The sequence below is a fragment of the Billgrantia desiderata genome (genome assembly GCF_900108215.1).
In the GTDB taxonomy this organism is placed as follows: domain Bacteria; phylum Pseudomonadota; class Gammaproteobacteria; order Pseudomonadales; family Halomonadaceae; genus Halomonas; species Halomonas desiderata.
This window is the reverse complement of the sequence record NZ_FNVC01000038.1, coordinates 1-23,664: the sequence shown is the minus strand read 5'-3', so window position 1 is coordinate 23,664 and position 23,664 is coordinate 1. Positions and strand designations below refer to the sequence as shown.

The window sequence follows — 23,664 nt, the reverse complement described above, 5'->3', positions numbered from 1 at the left end:
GGCCTGGAGCGCTGCACGGTGCTCTCCGAACGCCTCAACCGCACCGTGGTGCTGCACGGCAGCGCCACCAACAAGCGCCTGCTGGAAGAGGAGAACATCGAGGAGTGCGACATCTTCTGCGCGCTGACCAATGACGACGAGGTCAACATCATGTCGTCGATGCTGGCCAAGCGCATGGGCGCCAAGAAGGTCCTCACGCTGATCAACAACGCCGCCTACGTCGACCTGGTGCAGGGCGGTGAGATCGACATCGCCATCTCGCCGCAGCAGGCCACCATCGGCAGCCTGCTGACCCACGTGCGCCGCGGCGACATCGTCAACGTGCACTCGCTGCGTCGCGGCGCCGCCGAGGCCATCGAGGCCATCGCCCACGGCGACACCCAGTCGTCGAAGGTAGTGGGCCGCGCCATCGGCGAGATCGACCTGCCCCGCGGCACCACCATCGGTGCCATCGTGCGCGGCAAGGAGGTGCTGATCGCCCACGACGACGTGGTGGTGGAGTCCGGCGACCACCTGATCCTGTTCGTGATCGACAAGCGCCGCATCCGCGACGTCGAGCGGCTGTTCCAGGTCGGGCTGACGTTCTTTTAAGAGAGTATCCAGCCCATCTCGGCAATATGCTGCCTGTCTCGCTGGCGTGACAACTGACACGCCAGCGTGGCAGATGACGTGCTGCTGGTGTTTTTCAATATATTGTTTCTGCTGTGGTTTTTGGGTTGGCACGCATGTTGCTGATACGGGTTGCCGTTCGCGGTAACCATAACGAGATCAGGAGCATGTCCATGCCGATCAAACCTCTGACGGCCATTCTGGCCACCACCACCCTGGCCGCTGTCGCGCCGGTAACGTCCCTGCTGGCCAATGAGCCGGAGTGGGTAGACGAGTCGTTGAACGTCTTCATTCCTCATGAAAACGACAGGCTGATGGCCCTGCGTGTGGCAGCCGTCTACAACGACGATGAGATCCAGATCCGCTACGAGTTCCCCACCGACAGCCCCAGTTGGTACCACCAGTACTGGATATATGAGGATGGCGAGTGGGTACGCTATGGCAGCGGCGCCCAAGGCCAGGACCCGCATGGCCTCTACGAGGATCGTATTTCGATGCTTCTCGACGATGGCTCGGTGGAGGGCTTCGGGCACTATGGTGGCTACATGACCGCTCATGAGGGGATGCGTACCCTGAGCAGCGCCGTCGATTCGAGCGAGGTGCAGGCGCATCCGGTGCTTGGTGAAGAGCTGGGACGCTCCGACGTGCGCAAGTACCTTCCCGGCACCCGCGATGCGGAGCCAGGCGAAACTTCCTGGGATGCGTTGAGAGCGGAGGAAGAGATCCAGGCCATGCAGGAAGCGGGGCAGTTCCTCGACCTCTGGCAATGGCGTGCTCATCGCAGCCACCCGGTAGGCTATGCTGACAACAATTATGTGCTGCACTACCGTCTCAACAGCGAGGGGCGTGGCCCCTTCACCGATAACTGGGACAGCGACGCGGAGCAGCCGGCGTGGATGTATGACCCCGAGCAGACGGGCATTACCCATCTCGAGCGGGACAGGCTGTTTGCTCAGGGGTACGGCCAGGACGATTGGTACTATCTCTCAGAGGACATTGCGGTGCCGTTCGACCCGGAGCGCGACTGGCAAGAGGGCGATGTCTTGCCCCAGCGCTTCCTGCGCGAGCCTGACGGTAGCCGCGGTGCGATTCGTGCCGCGGGCGGCTACGAGAATGGCGCATGGCGAATTCGCTTGACCCGCAGCCTCGAATCCCCCAACCCGCTGGACAGCAAGACGCTGAGCGAAGGAGAAACCTACGATGTCGCCTTCGCCGTGCATGCCAACGCTTCCGGTGCACGCTGGCATCTGGTCTCTCATCCGCAGACGCTGGGGCTCGGTGTCGAGGAGGCCGACATCGTGGCGAGCCGGGTCGAGGGGCCGCTGGACGAAGCCGACGCGGAGTGGACCGAACTGCAGGTCTACTATCCAGGCCAGACAACCTGGCAATGGTTGAACAGCGCTGAGCATGCCGGCCAGCCAGCCGTGCAGACTGGTGCGATCGGGATTCGCGACGTCCATCTGTCGCTGGAGGAAATCGCTCGCTTCGCCGTCGAAGTAGAGCGTCAGCGTGTCGAGCAGCAGAACTGATCCATAGCGCCGCTTGACTTCCATCGAGCGCCTGGCAACGGTGGCCGAGCCTTGCCAGGTGGCAACCAGACAGCTCTCATGACTCTGAAACGCTCACCATTGCTGACCTTCCTGCTGGCCGCCGTGCTGCTGGTCGGAACGCTGGTGAGCGTATCCGGTCTGGTGGCGACTCGCTTCTTTCAACAAGCCATTCTGGAGCGGGAAAGCCAACTGGTGAACGAGCTGGCCAGCTCGCTGCTGGCCGAGCCTGCCGAAGGCGAAGCGCCGCTGACTGCCGGCTTTCTCGACAAGCAGCTGCATCATCTTCTTGCCTTGGATGACATCCTGCGCATCAACGTCTTCAGCGCCGAGAAGTACCTTCTGTGGTCTAGCGAGAGCGACATCATAGGGCGACGGGCCAGAAACGACGCCCCTCTGGGGCGCGCCCTGTCCGGCGAAGTCGTGCCGGTGACCCAGCCGTTCCAGCGTGCATCGCACCGGGACTGGAACCCCAAGGCCGATGTCATGGAAGTCTATGTGCCGATCCGGTCGGCGGGCGATAGCCAACCTCTGGGGGCGATGGGGATCTATCGCGATGCCGGTCAGATCAACCAAACGCTGACGCGGGGTGCCATGCTGATCTGGGGCTCGGCCGGGCTGGTGGGCGTGCTGCTGATCGCGATCATCACGACGCTGCATGGCATGCTGCTGCATCGTCATCGCGCGGCTCTGGCATCGCTGGGATCGCTGGACGAGAAGCATCGGCGCATCGTGCAGCTGGAAAAGATGTCGGCACTGGGCAAGATGGTGGGCGAGGTCGCTCATCAGGTGAACAGCCCTCTGGTGGGGGTCGTCAACAAGGCACAGCTGGCCGCTCGCCGGCTCGACGATCCGGAAAGAATCAGGGGCTACCTGCGCGATATCGAAGCGGCGGGCAAGCACTGCGCCGAATTCGTCAAGCGGCTGCTCGATCTCAGCCGGGTATCGCGCTTCGAGAAGGAGTCCGTGGATCTCAAGCGGGTCGTGCAGGAGGCGGTGCAACTGGTCTCCCAGGGCAGCGGCCTTGGCGGGGTCATCGCGCTGGCGCTGCCTGCGCATGAAGCCAGAGTGGATGCAGACCCGGTATTGCTACGCCATGCGCTGTTCAACTTGCTACGTAACGCGACAGCGGCATCGCCTGCGGACGAATCCGTCACGGTGAGACTGTTCTTTGCCGCGACACAGCACTACTGGTGCATCGACGTGGAGGATCAAGGGCCTGGGGTGCCGGAGTCCCTGCGCGAGCAGATATTCCAGCCCTTCTTCACTACGAGCCGCGACGGCAACGGCCTCGGTTTGGCGGTGGCAAGTACCGTGGCCACTCTGCACGGCGGAACGCTCGAGGTGATGGATGGCGATGTAGGTGGAGCGCTGTTCCGGTTGGCGATCGAGGCATCGCCGACGGCAGTCGGACCGAGGAGTTGAGATGAAGCGGCGGGCGCTGATCGTCGACGACGATGTGAATACCTGTGAACTGCTCGAAGAGCTGGTTCAGGCTCAGGGGCTGGAAGCCGAAGTGGCCGGCAACGTGCAGCGGGCACGGGAACTGGCGGCACGATGTCGCTATAACCTGCTGCTCGTCGATCAGCGCCTGCCCGATGGCAACGGGCTGGATTTCGTGCGTGAACTCGATGTCAGCCAGACCCGACAGGTCGCGGTGCTGATGACCGGTTTCGTCGATGTGCGCGATGCCGTCAGCGCCATTCGCGAAGGGCTTTTCGACTATCTCGAAAAACCCTTCGAGAGTCTCGATGCCCTCGAAGCCGTGATCCGCCGGGCGCTGGCCTATGACACGGCGCTGTGCGAAGCGGATGCCTACCGGGAGATGGTCGCCACCGTCAGCGGTCACGACAACCTGGTGGGGCAGTCGCCGCCGATGCAGCAGTTGATGAAGCAAATCGCCCAGGTGGCACCGCTGGATACCACCGTGCTGATCGAAGGAGAAAGCGGCACCGGCAAAGAGCTGGTGGCTCGCTTGCTGCACGGCGGCAGTCCACGCAAACGCAATCCTTTCATTGCCGTCAACTGCGGGGCGCTCACCGAAGAGTTGCTGGAAAGCGCGCTGTTCGGCTACGAGCGGGGCGCCTTTACCGGTGCCGAGCGCACCACGCCTGGATTTTTCGAGGCAGCGAGCGGCGGCACGCTGTTTCTCGATGAGATAGCCGACATGAGCCCACGGCTGCAAGCCGCCCTGCTGCGCGTGGTTGAAGAACGCTGCTTCAAGCGTCTGGGCAGCCAAGCGGTGCAGGCGGGCGACTTCAGGCTGGCCTGTGCCACTAACCAGCCCCTGGAGGGATTGGTGGAGAAGCAGCGCTTTCGTGAGGACCTGCTGTGGCGGCTGAGTGTGGTGACCTTGCGCGCACCGCCCTTGCGTGAGCGGCGCAGCGATATCGCCACCTTGGCCAGCTATTTCCTCGAGCAGTTGAACAGGCGCTATGGACGTCAGGCCGGACCGCTGACGCCGGATGCCCTGGAGGCGCTGGAGAGTGCCCCGTGGCGGGGAAACGTGCGGGAATTGCGGCACGTCATCGAGCGGGTGGTCGCCCTTCAGCCACTCGGGGCAATCACTGCCTCGGACCTGTTCGATACGGTTGGCCGCAGGCGTAGTCGCGGCCTCACCTGGGAGGGATGGCAGCTTCCGTTGGACTACGCCGAGGCCAAGGAGAAGTTCGAGCGGCTCTGGCTCGAGCACCTGCTGGAGGCTGCTCAGGGTAATGTCTCGGCGGCAGCGCGAATGAGCGGCCTGGCGCGGCAGAATCTCTATACCCGGTTGCATCGCTATCGCAAGGTAGGGGCAGGAAATGAAGGGCGAGACGCTTGACGCGACGACACCGATGAAATGAGGTGCGGCCGCAGCCAACAGCTGCGGCCGCACCTAGGTCTCACAGCGTCATGAACGGCATCGGCTCCTGATCGGTGAACTGGTAGACGTCCCAGTCACCGCGCTTGGGTCCGGGCATGCCGGGGGTGCCGATGGGCATGCCGGCCAGCCCGATGCCGCCGATCCTCGGGCGCTCCTGGAACAGTCGCTCCACGGCTTCGAAGGGCACGTGGCCCTCGATGGCGTAGTCGCCCATCAGCGTGGTGTGGCAGGAACCCAGGCCGAAGGGCAGGCCGACCTGCTGCTTGATCTTGCCGACTTCCACGTCGTCGATGATGGTGACCGAGACGCCTTTCTCTTCCAGTTGGCGGGCATACTCGTGACAGCAGCCGCACTCGGGGTTCATGTAGAGGGTGGCCTCGGCGGGCAGTGCGGCGTGGGCGGTGCCGGCGGCGCTCAGCAGCAGGCTGGCGGAAAGCAGCAGGGATGAGGTACGAGGGTTCATGAGCTTGCTCCGGTGGTGGGCTTGGACGAGGTGAACAGGTACTTGAGCAGGGCGGCAATGCCGAGGCCCAGCAGAGCGAGAACGGCTAGCGGCAGCAGCCAGCCCAGCCAGCTCATGTGGCCCATCAGGGCGAGGCAGTCGGTCATCATGGTGGTGCTCCTTCTCAGTGGGCCAGCCAGGTCACGCCGTTGGGACCGTGGCCGGTGGCATGGGTGGCAACGATGTCGCCGGTTGTCAGATCGATGATCGACAGCGAATCGTCGAACAGGCTGGTAACGAAGGCGAAGCGACCGCTGGCGTCGATGCTGATGCCGTGAGCGCCCGCACCGACCTCATGGGTGGCAACGATCTGCTGGGTAGCGGTGTCGATCACCGAGACGCGGTTGTCGGGCTCGTCGCTCGTTCCTTCATTGGCCACCAGCATGAGCCGGCTATCTGGGGTGCCGTAGACCTGGATCGGCAGCCGATTGACCTCGACCGCGGTGGTGACTTCCCGAGTGGCGGTGTCGATCACCGCCACTCGGTTCTCGTCACGCAGCGAGACGTAGAGCTGGGCGCCGTCGGCGGTAAAGCCCACCTGTACGGGGGTTGCCCCCACGGGGATGCGCGCTACTTCCTCGCGGGCTGCCACGTCGATCACCGAGACGCTGCCATCCATCACGTTGGCCACGTAGAGTTCGCTCCCGTCGGGGCTCAGACGCAGGCCGTGGGGGTACTCTCCGGTGGCGATGGTGGCGACCACTTCCCGGGCGGTCAGATCGATCACCGACACGCTGGCATCGCCGGCATTGGTCACGAAGGCGAACTGGCTGCTCAGGTCGCTCACCACGTGCGCCGGATGGCTGCCTACCGGTATGACGGCGAGCGGTGTGCCATCGAAATCGAGGGCATCGAACACCTTCAGCTTGCCTGGCTCGTCGCCATGGGTGTGGCCATCGTCGCCATGCGCGTGTCCGGCGCGCTCGCCGACCGCCAGCAGGTAGCGCCCGTCGGCGCTGACCTGAACGTTATGCGGTGCGATGGCGATGTCATGTGTGGTCGTGGTGCCTTCGTCCAGTTGGATATGAGTCAGCGAGGCGCCATGCTCGTTGGCGGTGAACACTTGGCCGTGAGGCATCTGACCGGCCTGGCTGACGGTGCTGGCAAGCGTCAGACCGACGGCGAGCAGCCAGCCGAAGGCAGGGTGGAACCGCGTGGCCAGGTGTGTGTGGGAAATGGCAGCGGTGACGGGGCGACGAGCAAGGGTGCCTTTGCGAAAAAGGGTCATGATGAAACTCCTGATCTACGAAATCGTGTACGGCTCGGAATGGCCAGGCGGCGAGGCCGCCGATGTCGATCAGGCTCTAGGAGGGCGCTGCGGGGGCAACGAGGAGTGGGGCATGAAGGACGCGTCGGGCGTGGCCGTTTGCTCGGCGGGCCCGGTGAGAGCCAGCCGCGTGCGGGGTATAACTGCGGTGCAGGTGCCGCAGTTATGTTCTTCGCTGTCGGTTGCTTCATGAAGCTGTTCGACGGCGATGCAGTCGACCGAGTCGGCCTGTATGGCGGCGTGCGTCGTGAGGCTGCTCATCGCCACCAGCAACGCGAGCAGCAGCGCCAGCAAGCGCAGGATGCGTCGATGTTGCAGGTTAGAAGGGGCGAATCGCGTCATGGTGTTGCCTCACGGTGCTTGGTTTCATCCTAAGGCGAGACGAGTTGCGCTGCATTGACCCAGCGCAACTCATCACCGTCACTTATCGCGATGCCGATGGCCATGGCCATGACGGTGCATCAGGAAGTGCATGCCCAGGCATAGCAGCATGGGCAGCAGCAGCCAGGCGCCGCCAGCGGTTTGTCCGCGCCACATGACCAGGACGAAGGCGCCGCCCATCAGGATCAGGCAGAGGGGCATCAGCCAGGCGTGCAAACCGCCTGAAGACGAGCCTCGGGATTCATCCGTCGAGCCGCGGTCCTGATGGGATTCCTGCGGCCGGGGGTCGGGAAGGGCGTTCATGAGGCATCTCCTCGGGGTTGTAGGCGGGCGTAACGGCGCTTGAGCAGCAGCGAGTTGCCGATCACCGACAGCGAACTGGCGGTCATGGCGATGACGCCGATCATAGGGTGCAGCAGGCCTGCGGCGGCCATGGGAATCGCTGCCACGTTGTAGCCGCTGGCCCACAGCAGGTTCTGCAAGATCTTGCTGAAGGTGGCGCGGGAGAGGTGCATGGCCTCCACCACGCCGGTGAGCTCGCCGCGTACCAGGGTCACGTCGGCGGCCTCGATGGCCACGTCGGCGCCGGCGCCGATGGCGATACCGACGTTGGCCTGCTTGAGGGCGGCGGCATCGTTGATACCGTCACCCACCATGGCCACGTGGGGGCCGTGCTTCTCCTGCAGCTTGCGAATGGCCTCGACCTTGCCTTCGGGCAGCACGCCGGCCTGGACCTCGTCGATGCCGACCTCGGCGGCCACCGCCCGGGCGGCGCGCTCGTTGTCGCCGGTGATCATTACCACGTGCAGGCCGAGCGCGTGCATCCCGCGAATGGCCTCGACCGACTCGCCCTTGAGCGTATCGGCGACTGCCAGGACACCTCGGGCACGGCCCTCGGCGGCGACGATGACGGCGGTACGCCCCTTGCCTTCGAGCTCATGCATGGCCGCGTCCAGCGCTTCCAGCCCTGTGATGCCCTCCTCCTCGAGCAGCCGGCGGTTGCCGATCAACACCTGCTTGTCTTCGACTCTGCCGGAGACGCCGCGGGCGCCGGTGGAGCGAAACTCGCTGACCTCGCTGGGCTTGATGCCGCGCTCGATGGAGCCGTCCACGATGGCGCGAGCGATGGGGTGCTCCGAGGCGTTCTCGACGCTTGCCGCCAGTCTCAGCAGCTCTTTCTCTTCGACTCCTTCCGCCGTGACCACCTCAGTGAGCTTCGGCTCGCCGCGGGTGATGGTGCCGGTCTTGTCGAGCACCATGACCTTGATGTCCTTGAAGGTCTGGATCGCCTCGCCGGAACGGATCAGGATGCCGCGCTCGGCGCCGATGCCGGAGCCGACCATCAGGGCTGTCGGCGTGGCCAGACCCAGCGCGCAGGGACAGGCGATGACCAGCACGGCGATGGCGGCGATGAGTGCCAGCACCGGTGTACTGGCTTCCGGGTTCACCCAGGGCAGGAAGTTCGCGCCCCAGTCGAGGATCGGGCGCAAGACGTCGGGAAGCAGCAGCCAGGCGACCAGGCTGGCCAGCGAGATCAGCAGCACCGCCGGCACGAAGCGGCCGGTCATGCGGTCGGCGAACTCCTGGATCGGCACCCGCGAGCCCTGGGCCTGGTCGATCAGACGTACCACCTGGGAGAGGAAGGTATCGCCACCGACCTTGGTGGCCCTCACTCGCAGCCGCCCCTCCTTGTTGATGGTGGCGCCGATCACGCTGTCGCCGACGCTCTTGTAGACGGGGATCGATTCGCCGGTGGCGATGGATTCGTCGAGGTGGCTCTCGCCCTCGATCACCTCGCCGTCGGTGGGGATCTTGTCGCCGGGGCGCACGACCATGATGTCGCCGGGCTCGAGCTCCTTGACCGGCACCTCGACCTCTTCGCCACCGCGTTCTACTCGGGCGGTCTTGGCGCCCAGCGTCAGCAGGCGACGAATGGCTTGTGAAGCGCGCCCCTTGGCCAGTGCCTCGAGATAACGACCCAGCAGATGAAAGGTCATGATGGTGGCCGCCATCTCGATGAAGGAGGTCATCGGGTAGACGAAGCCGATCAGGCCGATCAGGTAGGGCGGCAGGCTGCCCATGGAGATCAGCACATCCATGTTGAAGGTGCCGTTCTTCAGCGAGCGCCAGCTCGAGCGATGGGTGGCCGCACCGCCATACAGGAACACCACCGGGAAGGCGAGCAGGGCGACAATGGCCAGGTAGCCGGGAATCGGCTGCCAGAACATGTGCGGCATCATCAGGATCATGATCAGCGTGGTGGGCACACCGGCGATCCACAGCCGCTTGCGGGCCTGACGCAGGTAGCCTTCCTCGATGACGGCATCTGCCTCGCCATCCGCCTCAGCTTCGCCGCTTACCGCCGCGACGTCATAGCCGGCCCCTTCCACCGCCTGCTTCAAGGCATCGGTGTCGGGGCCGCCCTGCGCGACGCCGACGCTGACTCGGTGGCTGGCGATATTGGTCTGGATTTCGCCGACGCCATCGAGACGCTGGAGCGTCGTGCGTACGATACCGGCACAGTGGTCGCTGCCCATGCCGGGCACTGTCAGGGTGATCCGTTTTGTCGCTGTGGTCATCGCATGCTCCCTCGCGCCGTGTTCCCGGGCGGCCGTGGCCGGCCGCCCGATACCAGACGGCTATCGACGATCAGTGGTGGGCCGCGTGGTCATCCGACTCGTCGGCTTGCGGTGTGGCCTGCTGTTGCCATTGCTCGCGCTGCTCGTCGGTGAGCAGGTCGTGCATGGCGTTACGCATGCGCACCATCTCCGCCATCATCTCGCCGTGGAGTTCCGCCATCTGAGCATGAATGGCCTGCACCTCTTCGGGATCGGGTCGCTCGGCATGCATGGCAGCCATCAGGTCGTCGCGCAGGTTCATCAGCTGCCCCATGCGCTCGAACTGGGTGGGGCGATGCTCACGCATGAGTTCGCGCAGTTCGCTGCGCTGTTCGGGCTCGAGCATCTGCATCATGCCTTTGCCACCATCCATCATCGGGCAGGGCATCATGCCGCCGCCCATCATGCCGGGGCCCATGCCGCCGCCCATCATGCCGGGGCCCATGCCGCCGCCCATCATGCCGGGGCCCATGCCGCCGCCCATCATGCCGGGGCCCATGCCGCCGCCCATCATGCCGGGGCCCATGCCGCCGCCCATCATGCCGGGGCCCATGCCGCCGCCCATCATGCCGGGGCCCGTGCCGCCGTCCATCATGCCGGGGCCCGTGCCACCGCTCATCATACCGCCTCCTGGCCCCATCCCCTGGGCAAGAGTCAGGCTGGAGGCGGTAGTACCGATAGCCAGGGCGAGACCCGTGGCAATTGCGAGCTTGCGCAGTTTCATGTCGTTCTCCTGTGAGCGTGAACGCTCGGGGTTTGCTGCCGGAATTGGCGAGCGTCCAGTGGGACGTCACCGGGAATTGCTGCAAGACAGATGGGGTGCTGCAGAGGAGTCAGGGACGCAGGCGCTGTGTCAACAGATAGAGCGGTGGGCTGGCAAGCGTGGGAGCGGCACTGGGCAGGCCGATGGTGACGGCGACGGGCGGCGGTGTCACCGCGGGAACAGGGCGATGGCAAGGAGTGCCATCGACATCCAGGCGCTCCGCGCGCAGCAGGAGCTCTGCGGCATGTTCCCCGCCGTGGCCGTGCTCGCAGTGTGGCGCAGGTGCTGGCGGGTTTGCTTGCGCAAGGCTTTCGGCGACGGAGTGTGGGGATGCCGGCGCTGGATGCGCCATTGCCTGAAGGCCGAACACCACGGCCATCGACAGCAGCAGCAGGCTGAAAAGCCAGCTGCGGCACCACCCGCGACGGGTGATGCAGTGCTGTGAGGGTGTAACGGCCCGCTGCAGCATGGCGTGGCGCTCCGACATGATAGGCAATATCAGAATAGACGAACCCGCTGAGCCTCCCTTTGACTTGTATCAATCAGCATCGTTTTTCTCAACCTGAGTGCCGCACATAGGTTGTTGTTTTTTTGCTTTTTTTTGGCATGAGAACAGGGGCGCTTGCGACTCGCTTGCGAGCATGGAAGACTAGGCACGACCCTGACCTACACTCGGTTGATCCATTTCGATGCGTTCTCGCCCTTTCGCCTGGCTGCTCTGTCTCCTCTTCGGCATCGTGCTTACGCTGCCGCAGGTGGCCCTGGGCGCCTGGAATTACGCTGACGCCGATTGCCAGACGGGTGCCTCTTCGTCTCTGGACGCTGGCCTCGTGTTCGAGGCCGACAACGGCCAAGCCCAGGGGGGCGAACAACCTGCCTGTACGAGTGCAACGCCGGTTTGCTCCAGTGCCGGCCTAGCGCTTGCCTCAGTGGCCCCTCGCTCACTCGAGCCTCGTCGGCCCGTCGACACGACGCTTCTCCACGCCCCTCGCGAGCGACCGGAGCGCCCTCCGCGGGCATAGCGCCTGCCCCTTTCTGAATGATGCTTGCCCGCACAGCGGTGTCGCTGTGCCCGGCATTGGATTCGGAATGTCGATGCTCAGCGGCATTCACACTCAATTCGCCGCAGGTGCGATGGCTCCAGCCATGTGCCTGCAAGGAGCATGATCGAGATGAACTATCCCGACATCGATCCGGTGGCCATCGCCATCGGGCCGCTGCAGATACACTGGTATGGGTTGATGTACGTGGTGGGCTTCGTCGCCGCCTGGCTGCTGGGGCGCTATCGTGCCCATCGCCTGGGGCTCACTCATGACGACATTGGCGATCTGCTGTTCTATGCCGCCATTGGCGTGGTGGCCGGAGGACGCCTGGGTTATGTGCTGTTCTACGGTATGGAGCAGTTCCTGGCCAACCCGCTGTGGGCCTTCCGGCTCTGGGATGGGGGAATGAGTTTTCATGGCGGCCTGATCGGCGTGCTGCTGGCGGCGCTGCTGTTTGCGCGCAAGAAGAATCTCGCCTTCTTCCAGCTGACCGATTTCATCGCTCCGCTGGTGCCGATAGGGCTGGGCGCCGGGCGCATCGGCAACTTCATCAACCACGAACTGCCGGGGCGCGTGAGCGATCTGCCCTGGGCCATGCCGTTCCCGCACCTGGGGCCAGAGCCACGCCACCCTTCGGCGCTCTACGAGTTTGCCCTCGAGGGTGTGGTGCTGTTCGCGGTGCTGTGGTGGATCTCGAGCCGCCCTCGGCGCAGAGGTCTGGTATCGGGACTGTTCCTGCTGCTCTACGGCGTCTTCCGCTTTGCCGTGGAGTTCGTGCGCCTGCCCGATGCCCATATCGGTTTCATCGCCTTCGGCTGGGTGACCATGGGCATGCTGCTGACCCTGCCGATGATCGCCGCTGGCGCAGCGCTCATCGCATGGTCGCGGCGGCAGGCTCGCGATGAGCGAGTCGCGGTGTCGACTTCCGCGCAAGAGGCGAGTTGATGGTCGCCTGGTTGACGCGCACACGGCCCCGGGGGCGCCGCTCCTGGGGCAAGCTGGCCGTGTTCATGCTGGTGGCGCATGTGGTAGGGCTGGTCTCGTCGGTGGAAGCGCTGATGTCGAGCCGCACGTCCCAGGGGGCAATCGCCTGGATCGTCTCGCTCAACACCATTCCCTACGTCGCCGTGCCGACCTACTGGATCTTCGGGCGCAACACCTTCGAAGGCTATGTCACCTCGCGGCGTGACGAGGATTCCGAGCTGGCCCGAGCCCTGGCGGACAAGCTCGGCGAGCTGCGCGCGCATGGTGTCGAGTGGCCGCACGAGCACCGTCACCTGGCCGGCGTGGAGCAGTTGGCCAAGCTGCCTTACCTGGGCGGTAACGACGCCACGCTGTTGATCGACGGTGAGGAGACCTTCGCCAGCATCTTTGCCGGTATCGACGCTGCGGAGCGTTACCTGCTGGTGCAGTTCTACATCGTGCGCAACGACGACCTCGGCCGCGAGCTCCAGCAGCGCCTGATTGCCAAGGCCAGCGAAGGTGTCGAGGTCTATTTCCTGTACGACGAGATCGGTAGCTACAAACTGCCGAACGCCTATCTGCAGACGCTGCGCGATGCCGGGGTGAACGTACACCGATTCCACTCGACGCGTGGGCCGGGCAACCGCTTCCAGCTCAACTTTCGCAATCACCGCAAGATCGTGGTGGCCGATGGCGCGAGGGCCTGGGTCGGCGGCTTCAACGTCGGCGACGAATACCTGCAAGGGCACCGCAAGCTAGGGCCCTGGCGGGATACGCATCTCAAGCTGGAGGGACCGGCGGCGCTGGCGCTGCAGCTCGTCTTCATCGAGGACTGGCACTGGGCCACCGAGGAGGTGCCCGATCTACCCTGGGAGCCCACCGTACCTTCGGTCAATGGGGTGCCGGCACTGATCCTGCCCACCGGTCCGGCGGATCGCTTCGAGACCGCCAGCCTGATGATCCAGCAGGCGATCCATTCCGCGCGCGAGCGGATCTGGATCTCGAGCCCCTATTTCGTTCCCGACGAGGGGGTGCAGGGCATGCTCAAGCTGGCGGCACTCAACGGTATCGATGTCAGGATCCTGATTCCCGAGCGACCGGACAATCTGCTGACCTTCTATGCGGCCTATGCCTTTCTGGGGCCGCTGATCGACGCCGGGGTCGAAATTCATCGCTATCAGGAAGGCTTTCTGCACGGCAAGGCGTTTCTGGTGGACGACGTCTGGGCCGCCGTGGGCACGGTGAACCTCGACAATCGCTCCTTCCGCCTCAACTTCGAGGTGACGGCGCTGATCATGGACCGGGAGTTTGCCAGCGATGTGGAGGCGATGTTCGACCGTGACTTCGCCAGATCGCGCCAGATGACGCCTGAGGACATTCTCGACCGGCCGCTTTGGCAGCGTGTCGCGGGGCGGGGCGCCTACCTCTTTGCGCCCGTGCTGTGAACCGGCGCAGGGTGAACCTGGAGCCCATGAGGTGTCGAATTTTGCACAGATCGTTATGATAGGGGCATTTTTCATTAGTTTCCTAAGGATAGACAGGCAAGAGGCAATGCTATGAACCTTTACGCTGCGGTACGTGAGTGCAACTGGCTCTTGCGACGCCAGACCTGGTTGTCCCTTGGTCTGGGCATACTGGCCACCGTGTTGCTGGCCGGGATGAGCTGGGCCGAGGAAGCACCGGAGGAAAACGGCAACGAAACGGAGCAGGAGTGGCCCAAGGGGCACTATCCTCTGCCTGAGCAGGGCGACGTCATCGGCGAGGATTACGTTGTCAAGGCACAAGCCGAGGAGACCCTGCTCGACATAGCCCGCGCCAACAACGTCGGCTACGAAGAGATCCGCCGTGCCAACCCCGATGTCAGCGTGTGGATGCCGGGCGAGGGCACCGAAGTGCTGATTCCCGGCCGCTTCATCCTGCCCCCGGTAGAGCGCAAGGGCATCGTGATCAACGTGGCCGAACTCAGGCTCTATTACTACCCGCCGACGAGGGAGGGTGAGACACCGCGCGTCGAGACCTATCCCATCGGCATCGGTCGCGAAGGTTTCGATACGCCGCTGGGCATCACCAAGACCACCATGCGGCTCAAGGACCCGGCCTGGTATCCGCCCCGCTCGGTGCGTGAGGAGGCCGCCGCGCGTGGCGAAACGGCGCCCGCCGTGGTGCCACCGGGGCCGGACAACCCGCTGGGCAGGCATGCCATCCTGCTCGACATCCCCGGCTATCTCATTCACGGCACGAATCTGCCCGATGGTATCGGCATGCGGGCCAGCCGCGGCTGCATCCGCATGTTCCCCGAGGACATCGAGTCGATCTTCGACCGCGTGCCGGTCGGTATGCAGGTACACCTCATCAACCAGCCGATCAAGGCGGGTTGGGACGGCGACACGCCCTACGTGCAGGTCTACGAGGCGCTGGGCGAGCAGGAAACCGGCATGGCCAACCTGATGGAAACGCTGGCCATGCTGCAGCGTGACGATGACGAGCCGGCAACGGCCCTGAATTACGAAATGCTGCGCGAGCTGCTCGAGAATCCCAGCGGGGAGGTCATTGCCCTGACGCCGGCGCCCGAGCCGGAACCGGAGCCCGAAGAAGAGGAGCCTGAAGAGGATCATCTGCTCTGGCGCGAACTGGCCGTCTAGTTGTCTTGGTAAGGCCATGAGCGAATCGGGCGCCCTTGGGCGTCCGATTCGTTTTCAGTGCTGGTGAGCCTGGGCGTACTGCTCGTCCGGCGCTTGCGTCAGGCCATGGCGAATGTAGTGCACCACGGACCAGATTTCCTTCTCGCTCAGCTTGGTGTCGAAGCGCGGCATGGCGCTCTCGGCATTGCCCTCGCTGATGATCCAGGCATATTCCGCGGCGCCATGGGCCGGCCCGTGCAGCGCCAGGTTGGTGGGGCTGGGATCGAAGTAGGCGACGGCGGGCGCCAGGCCATCGCCTTGGCCCAGCGGGCCATGGCAGGCGGAGCAGTACTGCTGGTAAATCTGCTCACCGCGGGCAAGGGTTTCGGCGCTCAGCGGCAGAGGGTTCTCACGGGCTGCCCATGCCTCCGGCATGGCCCGATCGTGAGCATGCTCATGCGCGTGGTCATGTGCGTGGTCATGATCGTGCGCATCATGAGCCGCTTCCACGTGCTCGGCATCGTGGGTGCGATGAGCAGGGTCGTGCTTCTCCACGCTGCCTGCGTGGTCGTGACCCTGGTGGTCGTGGCCGTGATCTTGCTGATGACCGTGATCGTGGGTCGCCTTACTTCCATGCTCCTGTTGGTCATGGTCATGGTCATGGTCATGGTCATGGTCATGTGCCGCATGGCTCACACTCGTTGGAGCGACATGCGTATGTGCCGGCTCGTCATGCGCGAAACTCTGCGTTGCCTGTGTGCCGGCCAGCAGCATGCCGGCCATGAGTACGGCGGCTCGGGCGGTTATTCCTGGCATGGCGGGCTTGCCCGACAGCAAGGGGGCTGAATAGGTGAGAAGGGTCGCCATGGTGGGCTCCTGATAGACAGCATACGAGGTCAATGGCACTGGCGCGCCGGGTCGTTAGCGGCAAATCAGGCGGTTCTGGGAGGTCGCTCATCCATGAAGCAGGGAGGAGTGGGCCGGACCCCGGTATGGCAAGGGGGCCGCGTCGCCAGGGCAGGCGAGCTCAGGGTCGCAGCGAGCGGCATGGCCCCACTCATGCAGTGGCTGCTGCTCAGGCAGCTGACCTGGCACTCGGTCACATCGGTGTGGGCCGTCTGGCCGCAGGCGGGATGCTCGTCTCGGGCTGCCTCATGCTGGCCATGGGCGGCATCGCGCACAGCGTCCACGCTGGCAAGTGCCGTTGAGCCTGCCGACAGCGACAGGACCAGGCACAGGCTGACCAGGACAAGCAGTATTCTGCGCATGAGCGGCTGGTATCCGATGAAGAGCTACCCGTTCATCATCGCGATGTGAAGAAAGGCAGACAAGCGCCGCCGGCTCGCAAGCCGCGAAAAGTCACCATTTCCTGATCTCGATCAGCCGACCACCCCGAACGCAAGAATCTTTCAGGCAAGGTATGGGCAGGACCCAGGTTGCTCCCCCTCTCCCGAGCATGAAATACTCCGGTTACCACTGGCTCATACGTCCCTACCTCCATGCGTCGATTCTCCTGGCACTGGCTACTGAGCCTTTCGCTGGCCCTGATGTTGGTCATCGTGCCACCCGTGGTTGCCGGTGGGCACCATGGCGATGCTTCCTGCCTGGATAGCCTGGTAGCCCAGGAGCAGCCGCTGGCCTGGGAAATGACCGATCCGGATGAGCCGCATTCCTCCGCAGCGTCTCCCTGCTGCCTACCCTGCCTGCAGTGCGGAACCGTCGTGATGTCGTCGGACGGTCGCGCCTTGGCGTCTTCATTGATCTCGTTCGATGCCGTTCCCGACGGGCCTTTTGGACCGCCGGATCCCATCGAACGCCCTCCTCGGGTCTGAACCTCTTTTCCCTGATGGCGCCGCGGACGATCGATTCGCGGTGAGAGCGTACATGTCTCGAGGACAAGTCAATGAAACGTCGTGAATTCTTGGGCTACTCGGCGCTGGGCGCGCTGTTGCTGTCGACGGCTGGCACCATGGGTTACGCCCTGTCTCGCCAGCACCCCCATGGGGTGCCGCCTGCCAGCCTGGCCGCCTTGCCGAAGGGCGGCCAGCCGCTACAGCCGCTGCCGCGTATCGTCAACCTGAGCGAATCCGCCGGCCGCTTTCGCAGCGTGCTGACCCCGGCCCCCCACAGTGTGCCCCTGAGCGATGAGCTCGAGGCCAGGCTATGGCTCTACAACGGCAAAGTGGCGCCACTGATCGAGGTGAGAGAGGGCGATGAGCTGGATATCACCCTGATCAACGAGCTGGAGCAGGAGACCACCTTGCACTGGCACGGCGTGCCGGTACCGCAGGCGCACGACGGCGCCCCCTGGGACGCCGTGGCGCCGGGTGAGTCGCGCCAGTACCGCTACGCCTTCCCCAGCGGGAGTGCGGGCCTGCACTGGTTCCACCCCCACCCTCACGAGGGCACGGCCAGGCAGGTGGCGCATGGCCTGGCGGGAGCGCTTCTGGTTCGCCCCGCCGAGGATGCACTGCCTGCCGGGGTCGAGGAGCACCTGCTGGTGATCAGCGACCTGCGCCTGAGGGCGAATGGCGAGGTCGCGCCGCATACCGCCGAGGACTGGATGAACGGCCGCGAGGGCGAGTTGCTGCTGGTCAACGGCCAGCGCGAACCGCGGCTCGATGTGGCGCCGGGCTCTACCTTGCGCCTGCGGCTGATCAATGCCTGTGCCGGACGCTATCTGCGCCTGCGTCTGGATGATCACGAGTTGATCCTGATCGGCACCGACGGCGGGCCGATCGAGCGGCCGCAGCCGCTGGAGGAACTGCTGCTCACTCCGGGCGAGCGGGCCGACCTGCTGGTGCGGGTCAGCGAGCGGGCCGAGGGACACTTCCAATTGGCCAGCCACCCCTACGAGCGTGGCTGGATGGGCGACAGGCCGCCCCATCTGGACGACGTGGCACCGCTGCTGGCGATTCACACGCTCGACTCGGCGGTTCAAGCTCCCATCGCACTGCCCGAGCGCCTGGGCCGTGTCGAGCCGTTGGGTGAACCGGCAGTGCAACGCCGGGTGGAACTGACCGAAGTGATGCCGGGCCATGACGATCACGGTGCCGGCCACGGCGACCCGGATGCCGGCCACGGCGATCCGCATGCCGGCCACGGCGATCCGCATGCCGGCCATGGCGATCCGCATGCCGGCCATGGCAGCGGCAGTCATCATGGTACCCACGGTCCTGGCCATGGGGCTGATCATGCAATGGACCAAGCGGCTGAGCGCCCCGAGGTGGATTTCCTGATCAACGGTCGTGCCTTCGCCATGGATGAGATTCTGTTCGAAGGCAAGGTGGGCGAGGTGGAGGAGTGGGAGGTCTTCAACAACTCCCACATGGATCATCCCTTCCATGTGCACGGTACCCATTTCCAGGTGATCGCCACCCGCGATGCCGAAGGCGAATGGCAGCAAGCGCCTTGGCTGGCCTGGAAAGACACCGTCAATCTGGCGCCTTATCAGCGTCTGAAGCTGCGAATGGTGTTCCGTGAACCCGGCGACTGGCTGTTCCATTGCCACATCATCGAGCACGAGGAGCTCGGCATGATGGCGACGATCCGCGTGAGCTGAGATCGCCGCTGCTTCTTCAATCCGGGGCCGCCGGGCGGCTCCGGGTCCAATCATGATGAGAGAGATTTCACGATGCGCTATTTCCAAAGCGCCTTTCTGCTGCTGACTGCGTTGGCGACCCTGCTGTTGGCGGGCTGCTCACGCGAAGAGAAGGGTATCAGCCTGGAGCAGCTGCGCCAGCAAACCCATATACACGGCCTGGCCTTCGACCGCTCGGACAGCGATCGCCTCTGGCTGGCTACCCACCATGGCTTCTACGCCGTTGGTGCCGACCGAATGGCGCGCCGGATTTCGGAAGAGACCCATGACTTCATGGGCTTCACGCCGCACCCTGCCGACGCCGAAACGTTCTTCGCCAGCGGCCACCCGGCCCGAGGCGGTAACCTTGGCCTGGTGGTTTCCACCGATGGCGGCAAGCGCTGGGAGCAGCGTTCGCCAGGTGTCGATGGTCCGGTGGATTTTCATCAACTTACCGTCAGTGAGGCCGACCCGAATGTGCTCTACGGCGCTTACGCTGGCTGGCTGCAGGTCAGCCATGACGGGGGGCATCAATGGGAGATCCAGGGACGAGCTCCCGACGGCCTGATCGCTCTGGCGGCTTCCAGCCGTGACCCCGAGCATCTTTTTGCTGCCACCCAGGGCGGATTGCTGATGAGCCCCAATGGCGGCCAGCGCTGGCGTCCCATTCACCCCGAGCGCCGTCCCGTAAGTCTGGTGGTGGCCCATGATGGGCGGCTCTATGCCTTCATGCTGGATAGCGGTCTGTTGATGGCCGAAGAGGCCAACCGCGAGTGGGAAGTCGTGAAGCGTGGTTGGGGAGAGCGTTATCTCCTGCACCTGGCGGTGGATCCCAGCAACCCTGAGCGCCTGGTGGCAGCCGATGACGAAGGGCGGCTGCTGCAGAGCGACAACGGCGGTCGCGACTGGGTACGCCTCGACTGACGCCATTTATCAGCGCGCTTAGCCCGGCGAAGTCGAGACGTCAGGATAAAGAGGAGAGAGGGTTGGAGATGGAGCATAGAGCACAGGCTAGTGGAATCATGGATGAAGGGGCATCACCAAGAAAAACCAAGGAGCAGACAAAGAGCTGGCACTTTGGCAAGCACTTCGCTGTCGCCCTGACCGGTGCCGCGGCAGCCGGGCTATTCTGGTTGAGCCGTATGGAGTGGGACGCGGAAATGCGCACTTGGCGGGCCTTCGGTGATGCCGCCTTCATTCTATTGGTTGTCGTCATGGCGATAGGTCCGCTGGCAAGGCTGTGGCCCCGGAGACTAGGTTATCTCGTCAATTGGCGGCGAGCTTTTGGAATCTGGTTTGCCATTTTTGCCTTGGTACACGGTTTCCTGGTGTGGGATGGCTGGGCACGCTGGTCGATCCGCGGTTTTTTAGGCTATCAGGACTTACCGGTAGTGGGGCTTTCGGACCCAGTTCTCGTTGACCCGGGCTTCGGGCTTGCCAACATGATCGGTCTGATCGCTCTCTTCCTTGGGCTCGTGCTGTTCGCCATATCGTCCGACAAGGCCATGCGCTTCCTGGGCAGCTCAACATGGAAGCACCTTCAGAATTACGCTTACGTAATTTTCTATCTTGTAGCCCTTCATGCGAGCTACTTCCTCTTCTTGCACTATGAGCTGAGCCTCAGGAATCTGGTTTTTCAGCGTGGGGTTCCGGATCCAAACTGGTTTCGATTCTGGTTCCTTGCTCTTATCGGAAGCGTCTTGATCTTGCAATCGGCAGCTACGTTGAAAATTTTCTTTCAAAGAAAGCGAAGAGGTGCATAAAGTAATAACGTCATGTCTGGCTGTTTTTTTAAGGTGAGATCAAACTTGATCCATATCAATGTGAGTGGCTCCAGTCCGAGCAATACTTAAAGGACTGATGCGCTAGCACGATACTCTTGAAGAATAAGGTAATTGATATGAGCGATAAAGATCGCCGCTTGGGTGTGTCCGAGATCAATCTGGTAACCCGGCATCTGAAGCTGGTGCCCTGTGATGAGGCGGCGATTCAGGCGGCAATCGCCGACATCGATCAGCTTTATGGGCTGGAGAGTGTATCGTATGACTCAAGGAAAAGTCGGCTCCACCTTGCTTATGATGCAACGCGAATATGCCTCGACTGTGTGGAGGATATACTGAGGAAGCATGCAGTCGAGGTAAGCCATGATTGGTGGACGAGGTTGAAGGAAGAGCACTACCGTTTTGTCGATCAGAACGTAAAGGATAATGCAACTCATGAGCCTTGGAGTTGCCACCAAAAAACGCATGGTAGTGGGAAGAGAAAATAGGCGAAGCATTTTTTGGGAGAAAGGCCATGAATTGTTTTAGAAAGTCTCTGCTTCTTATTGCCTGCTTGACATTATGGAGTACTGGGTCATTGTCAGCCGAGGATAGATACTCCCAGTCGGCTGATGGCATGACCGTATATATTGGTATTCTGCCAGCAGAGATGATAAGGGAGCATCGAGTCATTCATCAGGGGCGTGAGGGTATCACGACCCGGGAGCAACACCTCATCGTTACTGTAGTAGATGAGGAATCCGGCCAGCGAATCGAGGACGCTGAAGTTGCTGCACGCATACGGCATGAAGGTCATGCTGGAACGTATCGGTCGCTGGAGCCCATGTCTATCGCCGATACGATTACTTATGGAAATTTCTTCAGTTTTCCAGAAGAGGGGGGGTACCATCTTCAGTTGCGGATAAAACGAAGTGGAGAGCCCGCCACAGAGATGGAATTTCATCATCGCCATGTGCTTGAGTGAGGGGGGTTTCGTCCACCTGGAGTCAACATTCGCGTTATCCAGCAGGTGTCATGAAAATGATGACAAATCGTGACGATGGCGATCAGTAAGGGGACGCCCATAAAAGCCCCGGGTATGCCCCAAAGCATTCCCCAGAAAAAAATGGAAAATACGACGGAAATTGGTGAAATGGCCAGCGCATGACCTTCGAGTTTGGGATCCAGGAGGTTGCCAATCGAAAACTGTATCAATGTCATACCGAGAAGAATCAGAGCCGGATCTTGCCAGCTATCGAACTGGACAACGGAAAAAATTACTGGTGGGAAAACGGCTAGAATGGAACCCAGGAAAGGAATGTAGTTCAACGCAAAGGCCAAAATTCCCCAGGCGATGGCGAGATCGAGACCTGTCAGCAATGCGAATAGCCAGGTCAAAATGCCTGTCAAGAAGCTGACTACGGAGCGGACGAGCATATAGCGGCGGAATTTCCATCCGAGAGCATGGCATGCACTCAACAACCGTCCGGCTACGTCTTCTCCCAGGGCATGCGGAAGACGCCGCTGCATGTCATTGGCTTCCAGTAACCCCAAAATAAGAAAGATCAGGGATAACGCCATAAATCCAATGATTGCATTGATGCGCATCACTGTCTCATGGAGCAGATGAAACACTTGGCTGAGACTGAATGGGTCGCCGGCGGTGGGCCAAAAGGCAATACCCCGCTCTTCGACCCACATGCCGATGCTGTAGTAAGTCTCCTGCGCACGCGGACCGTACTGCGATAGACCGTCCACAACGACGCGGACGCCGTAGCCCATAAGCAGGAGAATGGCTGAGGTTGCAATGAGCACAAGGAGCACTGCAATGACAAGGGCGAGTACACGCAGCGCTCGCTTCCCCTTGAGCATACGGTGCTGGTATACCGGCCACACCAGTGCCATAAGAAAGAGGGAGAAAGCCATGGGTGCTACAAGAACGCGAAGCCAATATAGCGAAGCTGCAAAGAGTATTATCGCAATCAAGCCAAGGGCGGTGATATGAGGTGACCTTCGACCATCGTTCATGGCCTTGCTTTGCCTCTGCATGATATAGATCGGCCTCTAACGCCCAGCAGCCCTGTGACGAACCGCCGAGCGGGATATCGCTCGGCGATGCTTGCGTCAACGGTGCCGTTGGCGTAGTGGAAGCATTGTCCTTCATAGATCCCGTGTGCGGTTGGTCTGGTGGGCCAGGCGCATTGCTTCATGATGTTCCAGCTTGAGTAGCTCGCCGATCAGCTCACGTGTTTCGGGAATCTCTGTACGTCCCTCGAGGTAGCGATAGAAGTCGATGATTTGATTGTGAAGATCGAAGATTTCCTGGCAGATCTCGTCGAAGCTCATTTCCGCATAGGGTGCATTGCATGACTGGTGCGGCTTGATGGGCTGGTAGGAAATGTAGTCGTAGAGCCAGGTATTCAACGCCTTGGGATCGGCCTGTTTCTCGAAGCCGGCGACGACCTTTTCCAAGGCCGCCTCATGGTCTGCCAGATAGGTCAGCAGCCACTTGGCGCGCTCTTCATCCTGCTGCGTTGAGCAGTGTTTCAGGCAGTGCGCCATATGTTCATGCAGGGTGCGTGTCCACTCCACCACGTCTTGAAAGGTTGAGACGTACATGATTCATTCTCGCTGTATTGATGGATTCTGAAATCTGGCCTGTGCAAAGGCCAGCTGTAGGCGAGCTGATTCGCAGCATCAGGTTCAACCCGCCATTGATTGGCACTGCGTATGGGTGTCTGACGCCGATTGGTCTTTTCACCATAGCTCACTGTCCAAGGAGATCGCTTGACCGGTATCAAGGAACGATGGCTGCTCGAGCTGTAAGCATGGCAGTGTCAGGCGACACGTAAAACTGACCCCCAGGCGACACGGAAAACTGACCCCTCCGTGAGCTCACCTGGAGGGTCCATTGATGCAGCAACCCGGATATAACGTTCCCCACACTCAGGTACGAGGGGAACCGATGCAGAGCCCAGAGGATGTCGCCGCCATGCTCCGCCTGAAGGCCTGTGGCTGGGGCACTCAGCGCATCGCCGATGAACTCGGTGTCAGCAGGAACACCGTCAAACGTTATCTGCGCCAGGGCGGCTGGGCGCCCTACGCGAGCCCGAAGCGCAGCAAGTCGCTTGAAGGGTTTGAGGAATG

At 62.6% G+C, this 23,664-nt stretch carries 25 protein-coding genes; 14 read left to right on the top strand and 11 right to left on the bottom strand.

The annotated features are described in order from the left end of the window. The 4 genes from trkA to C4S71_RS21665 all read left to right on the top strand — a co-directional run. On the top strand, nucleotides 1-591 hold a 591-nt coding region (gene trkA, locus C4S71_RS21680; protein ID WP_103969048.1), incomplete at its 5' end, for a Trk system potassium transporter TrkA. A gap of 191 nt (nucleotides 592-782) precedes the next feature. Continuing rightward, on the top strand, nucleotides 783-2,138 hold the full coding sequence (locus C4S71_RS21675; RefSeq protein WP_086511167.1) for an ethylbenzene dehydrogenase-related protein: 1,356 nt from the start codon (nucleotides 783-785) through the stop codon (nucleotides 2,136-2,138). Nucleotides 2,139-2,216: 78 nt separating this feature from the next. Then, the gene (locus C4S71_RS21670; RefSeq protein ID WP_103970530.1) at nucleotides 2,217-3,581 is read left to right on the top strand and encodes a sensor histidine kinase; all 1,365 of its coding nucleotides are present in this window, start codon (nucleotides 2,217-2,219) and stop codon (nucleotides 3,579-3,581) included. 1 nt (nucleotide 3,582) lies between these two features. Next, nucleotides 3,583-4,977 (top strand): sigma-54-dependent transcriptional regulator, encoded by a 1,395-nt coding sequence (locus C4S71_RS21665; protein WP_103970529.1) that lies wholly within the window; start codon nucleotides 3,583-3,585, stop codon nucleotides 4,975-4,977. A 61-nt stretch (nucleotides 4,978-5,038) separates the two neighbouring features. Here C4S71_RS21665 and C4S71_RS21660 read toward each other — a convergent pair whose 3' ends face one another. The 8 genes from C4S71_RS21660 to C4S71_RS22425 form a co-directional block, all read right to left on the bottom strand. Next, nucleotides 5,039-5,482, bottom strand: a complete 444-nt coding sequence (locus tag C4S71_RS21660) for a DUF411 domain-containing protein (RefSeq protein WP_086511164.1) — start codon at nucleotides 5,480-5,482, stop codon at nucleotides 5,039-5,041. After that, complete coding sequence (locus C4S71_RS22665; RefSeq protein WP_176342912.1) at nucleotides 5,479-5,631, bottom strand: hypothetical protein; 153 nt, start codon at nucleotides 5,629-5,631, stop codon at nucleotides 5,479-5,481. The genes C4S71_RS21660 and C4S71_RS22665 overlap by 4 nt, the downstream gene beginning before the upstream one ends. Before the next feature lie 14 nt (nucleotides 5,632-5,645). Continuing rightward, a complete protein-coding gene (locus tag C4S71_RS21655) occupies nucleotides 5,646-6,749 on the bottom strand; it encodes a YncE family protein (protein WP_086511163.1) in 1,104 nt (367 codons plus the stop codon). 69 nt (nucleotides 6,750-6,818) lie between these two features. Next, nucleotides 6,819-7,130: a hypothetical protein gene (locus C4S71_RS21650; protein WP_103970528.1), complete on the bottom strand. Its 312-nt coding sequence runs from the start codon at nucleotides 7,128-7,130 to the stop codon at nucleotides 6,819-6,821. Nucleotides 7,131-7,208: 78 nt separating this feature from the next. Beyond that, nucleotides 7,209-7,472 carry a DUF2933 domain-containing protein gene (locus tag C4S71_RS21645; protein WP_103970527.1) on the bottom strand — a complete coding sequence of 88 codons (264 nt, stop codon included), beginning with the start codon at nucleotides 7,470-7,472 and terminating at the stop codon, nucleotides 7,209-7,211. After that, nucleotides 7,469-9,748 carry a heavy metal translocating P-type ATPase gene (locus C4S71_RS21640; RefSeq protein ID WP_103970526.1) on the bottom strand — a complete coding sequence of 760 codons (2,280 nt, stop codon included), beginning with the start codon at nucleotides 9,746-9,748 and terminating at the stop codon, nucleotides 7,469-7,471. The genes C4S71_RS21645 and C4S71_RS21640 overlap by 4 nt, the downstream gene beginning before the upstream one ends. A gap of 70 nt (nucleotides 9,749-9,818) precedes the next feature. After that, nucleotides 9,819-10,511 carry a Spy/CpxP family protein refolding chaperone gene (locus C4S71_RS21635; protein ID WP_235014777.1) on the bottom strand — a complete coding sequence of 231 codons (693 nt, stop codon included), beginning with the start codon at nucleotides 10,509-10,511 and terminating at the stop codon, nucleotides 9,819-9,821. A gap of 109 nt (nucleotides 10,512-10,620) precedes the next feature. Next, the gene (locus C4S71_RS22425) at nucleotides 10,621-11,019 is read right to left on the bottom strand and encodes a hypothetical protein (RefSeq protein WP_146064643.1); all 399 of its coding nucleotides are present in this window, start codon (nucleotides 11,017-11,019) and stop codon (nucleotides 10,621-10,623) included. A 703-nt stretch (nucleotides 11,020-11,722) separates the two neighbouring features. On the opposite strand from C4S71_RS22425, the gene lgt reads away from it, so the two are divergent. The 3 genes from lgt to C4S71_RS21615 all read left to right on the top strand — a co-directional run bounded on the left by lgt (nucleotide 11,723) and on the right by C4S71_RS21615 (nucleotide 15,198). Continuing rightward, nucleotides 11,723-12,538, top strand: a complete 816-nt coding sequence (gene lgt, locus C4S71_RS21625) for a prolipoprotein diacylglyceryl transferase (protein WP_086511160.1) — start codon at nucleotides 11,723-11,725, stop codon at nucleotides 12,536-12,538. After that, nucleotides 12,538-14,001, top strand: a complete 1,464-nt coding sequence (gene cls / locus C4S71_RS21620; protein WP_086511156.1) for a cardiolipin synthase — start codon at nucleotides 12,538-12,540, stop codon at nucleotides 13,999-14,001. Before lgt ends, cls begins: the two co-directional genes overlap by 1 nt. A 111-nt stretch (nucleotides 14,002-14,112) precedes the next feature. After that, nucleotides 14,113-15,198 carry a L,D-transpeptidase family protein gene (locus C4S71_RS21615; protein ID WP_086511155.1) on the top strand — a complete coding sequence of 362 codons (1,086 nt, stop codon included), beginning with the start codon at nucleotides 14,113-14,115 and terminating at the stop codon, nucleotides 15,196-15,198. Nucleotides 15,199-15,252: 54 nt separating this feature from the next. On the opposite strand, the gene C4S71_RS21610 is transcribed toward C4S71_RS21615, so the two are convergent. After that, entirely contained in the window at nucleotides 15,253-15,612 is a 360-nt protein-coding gene (locus C4S71_RS21610) for a c-type cytochrome (protein WP_103970524.1), read from the bottom strand. Between the two features lie 21 nt (nucleotides 15,613-15,633). On the opposite strand from C4S71_RS21610, the gene C4S71_RS21605 reads away from it, so the two are divergent. From C4S71_RS21605 to C4S71_RS22420, 6 genes are all read left to right on the top strand, one after another. Beyond that, nucleotides 15,634-16,023, top strand: a complete 390-nt coding sequence (locus C4S71_RS21605) for a hypothetical protein (RefSeq protein ID WP_103970523.1) — start codon at nucleotides 15,634-15,636, stop codon at nucleotides 16,021-16,023. A 1,057-nt stretch (nucleotides 16,024-17,080) separates the two neighbouring features. After that, entirely contained in the window at nucleotides 17,081-18,739 is a 1,659-nt protein-coding gene (locus C4S71_RS21595; RefSeq protein ID WP_103970522.1) for a multicopper oxidase family protein, read from the top strand. 72 nt (nucleotides 18,740-18,811) lie between these two features. After that, nucleotides 18,812-19,681, top strand: coding sequence for a WD40/YVTN/BNR-like repeat-containing protein (locus C4S71_RS21590; RefSeq protein WP_103970521.1), 870 nt, complete (start codon nucleotides 18,812-18,814; stop codon nucleotides 19,679-19,681). Nucleotides 19,682-19,749: 68 nt separating this feature from the next. Further along, a complete protein-coding gene (locus C4S71_RS21585) occupies nucleotides 19,750-20,520 on the top strand; it encodes a ferric reductase-like transmembrane domain-containing protein (protein WP_235014791.1) in 771 nt (256 codons plus the stop codon). Between the two features lie 137 nt (nucleotides 20,521-20,657). Further along, entirely contained in the window at nucleotides 20,658-21,026 is a 369-nt protein-coding gene (locus C4S71_RS21580) for a hypothetical protein (RefSeq protein ID WP_103970519.1), read from the top strand. A gap of 128 nt (nucleotides 21,027-21,154) precedes the next feature. Continuing rightward, complete coding sequence (locus tag C4S71_RS22420; RefSeq protein ID WP_146064642.1) at nucleotides 21,155-21,502, top strand: hypothetical protein; 348 nt, start codon at nucleotides 21,155-21,157, stop codon at nucleotides 21,500-21,502. Here the strand turns inward: C4S71_RS22420 and C4S71_RS21570 are convergent. Further along, nucleotides 21,481-22,545 carry an AI-2E family transporter gene (locus C4S71_RS21570; RefSeq protein ID WP_160113426.1) on the bottom strand — a complete coding sequence of 355 codons (1,065 nt, stop codon included), beginning with the start codon at nucleotides 22,543-22,545 and terminating at the stop codon, nucleotides 21,481-21,483. The two genes, C4S71_RS22420 and C4S71_RS21570, sit on opposite strands and share 22 nt — an antisense overlap. A gap of 132 nt (nucleotides 22,546-22,677) precedes the next feature. Continuing rightward, complete coding sequence (locus C4S71_RS21565; protein ID WP_086511145.1) at nucleotides 22,678-23,136, bottom strand: ATPase; 459 nt, start codon at nucleotides 23,134-23,136, stop codon at nucleotides 22,678-22,680. A 295-nt stretch (nucleotides 23,137-23,431) separates the two neighbouring features. On the opposite strand from C4S71_RS21565, the gene C4S71_RS23050 reads away from it, so the two are divergent. Beyond that, the coding region (locus C4S71_RS23050) for a helix-turn-helix domain-containing protein (RefSeq protein WP_422666866.1) at nucleotides 23,432-23,664 on the top strand (233 nt) is incomplete at its 3' end.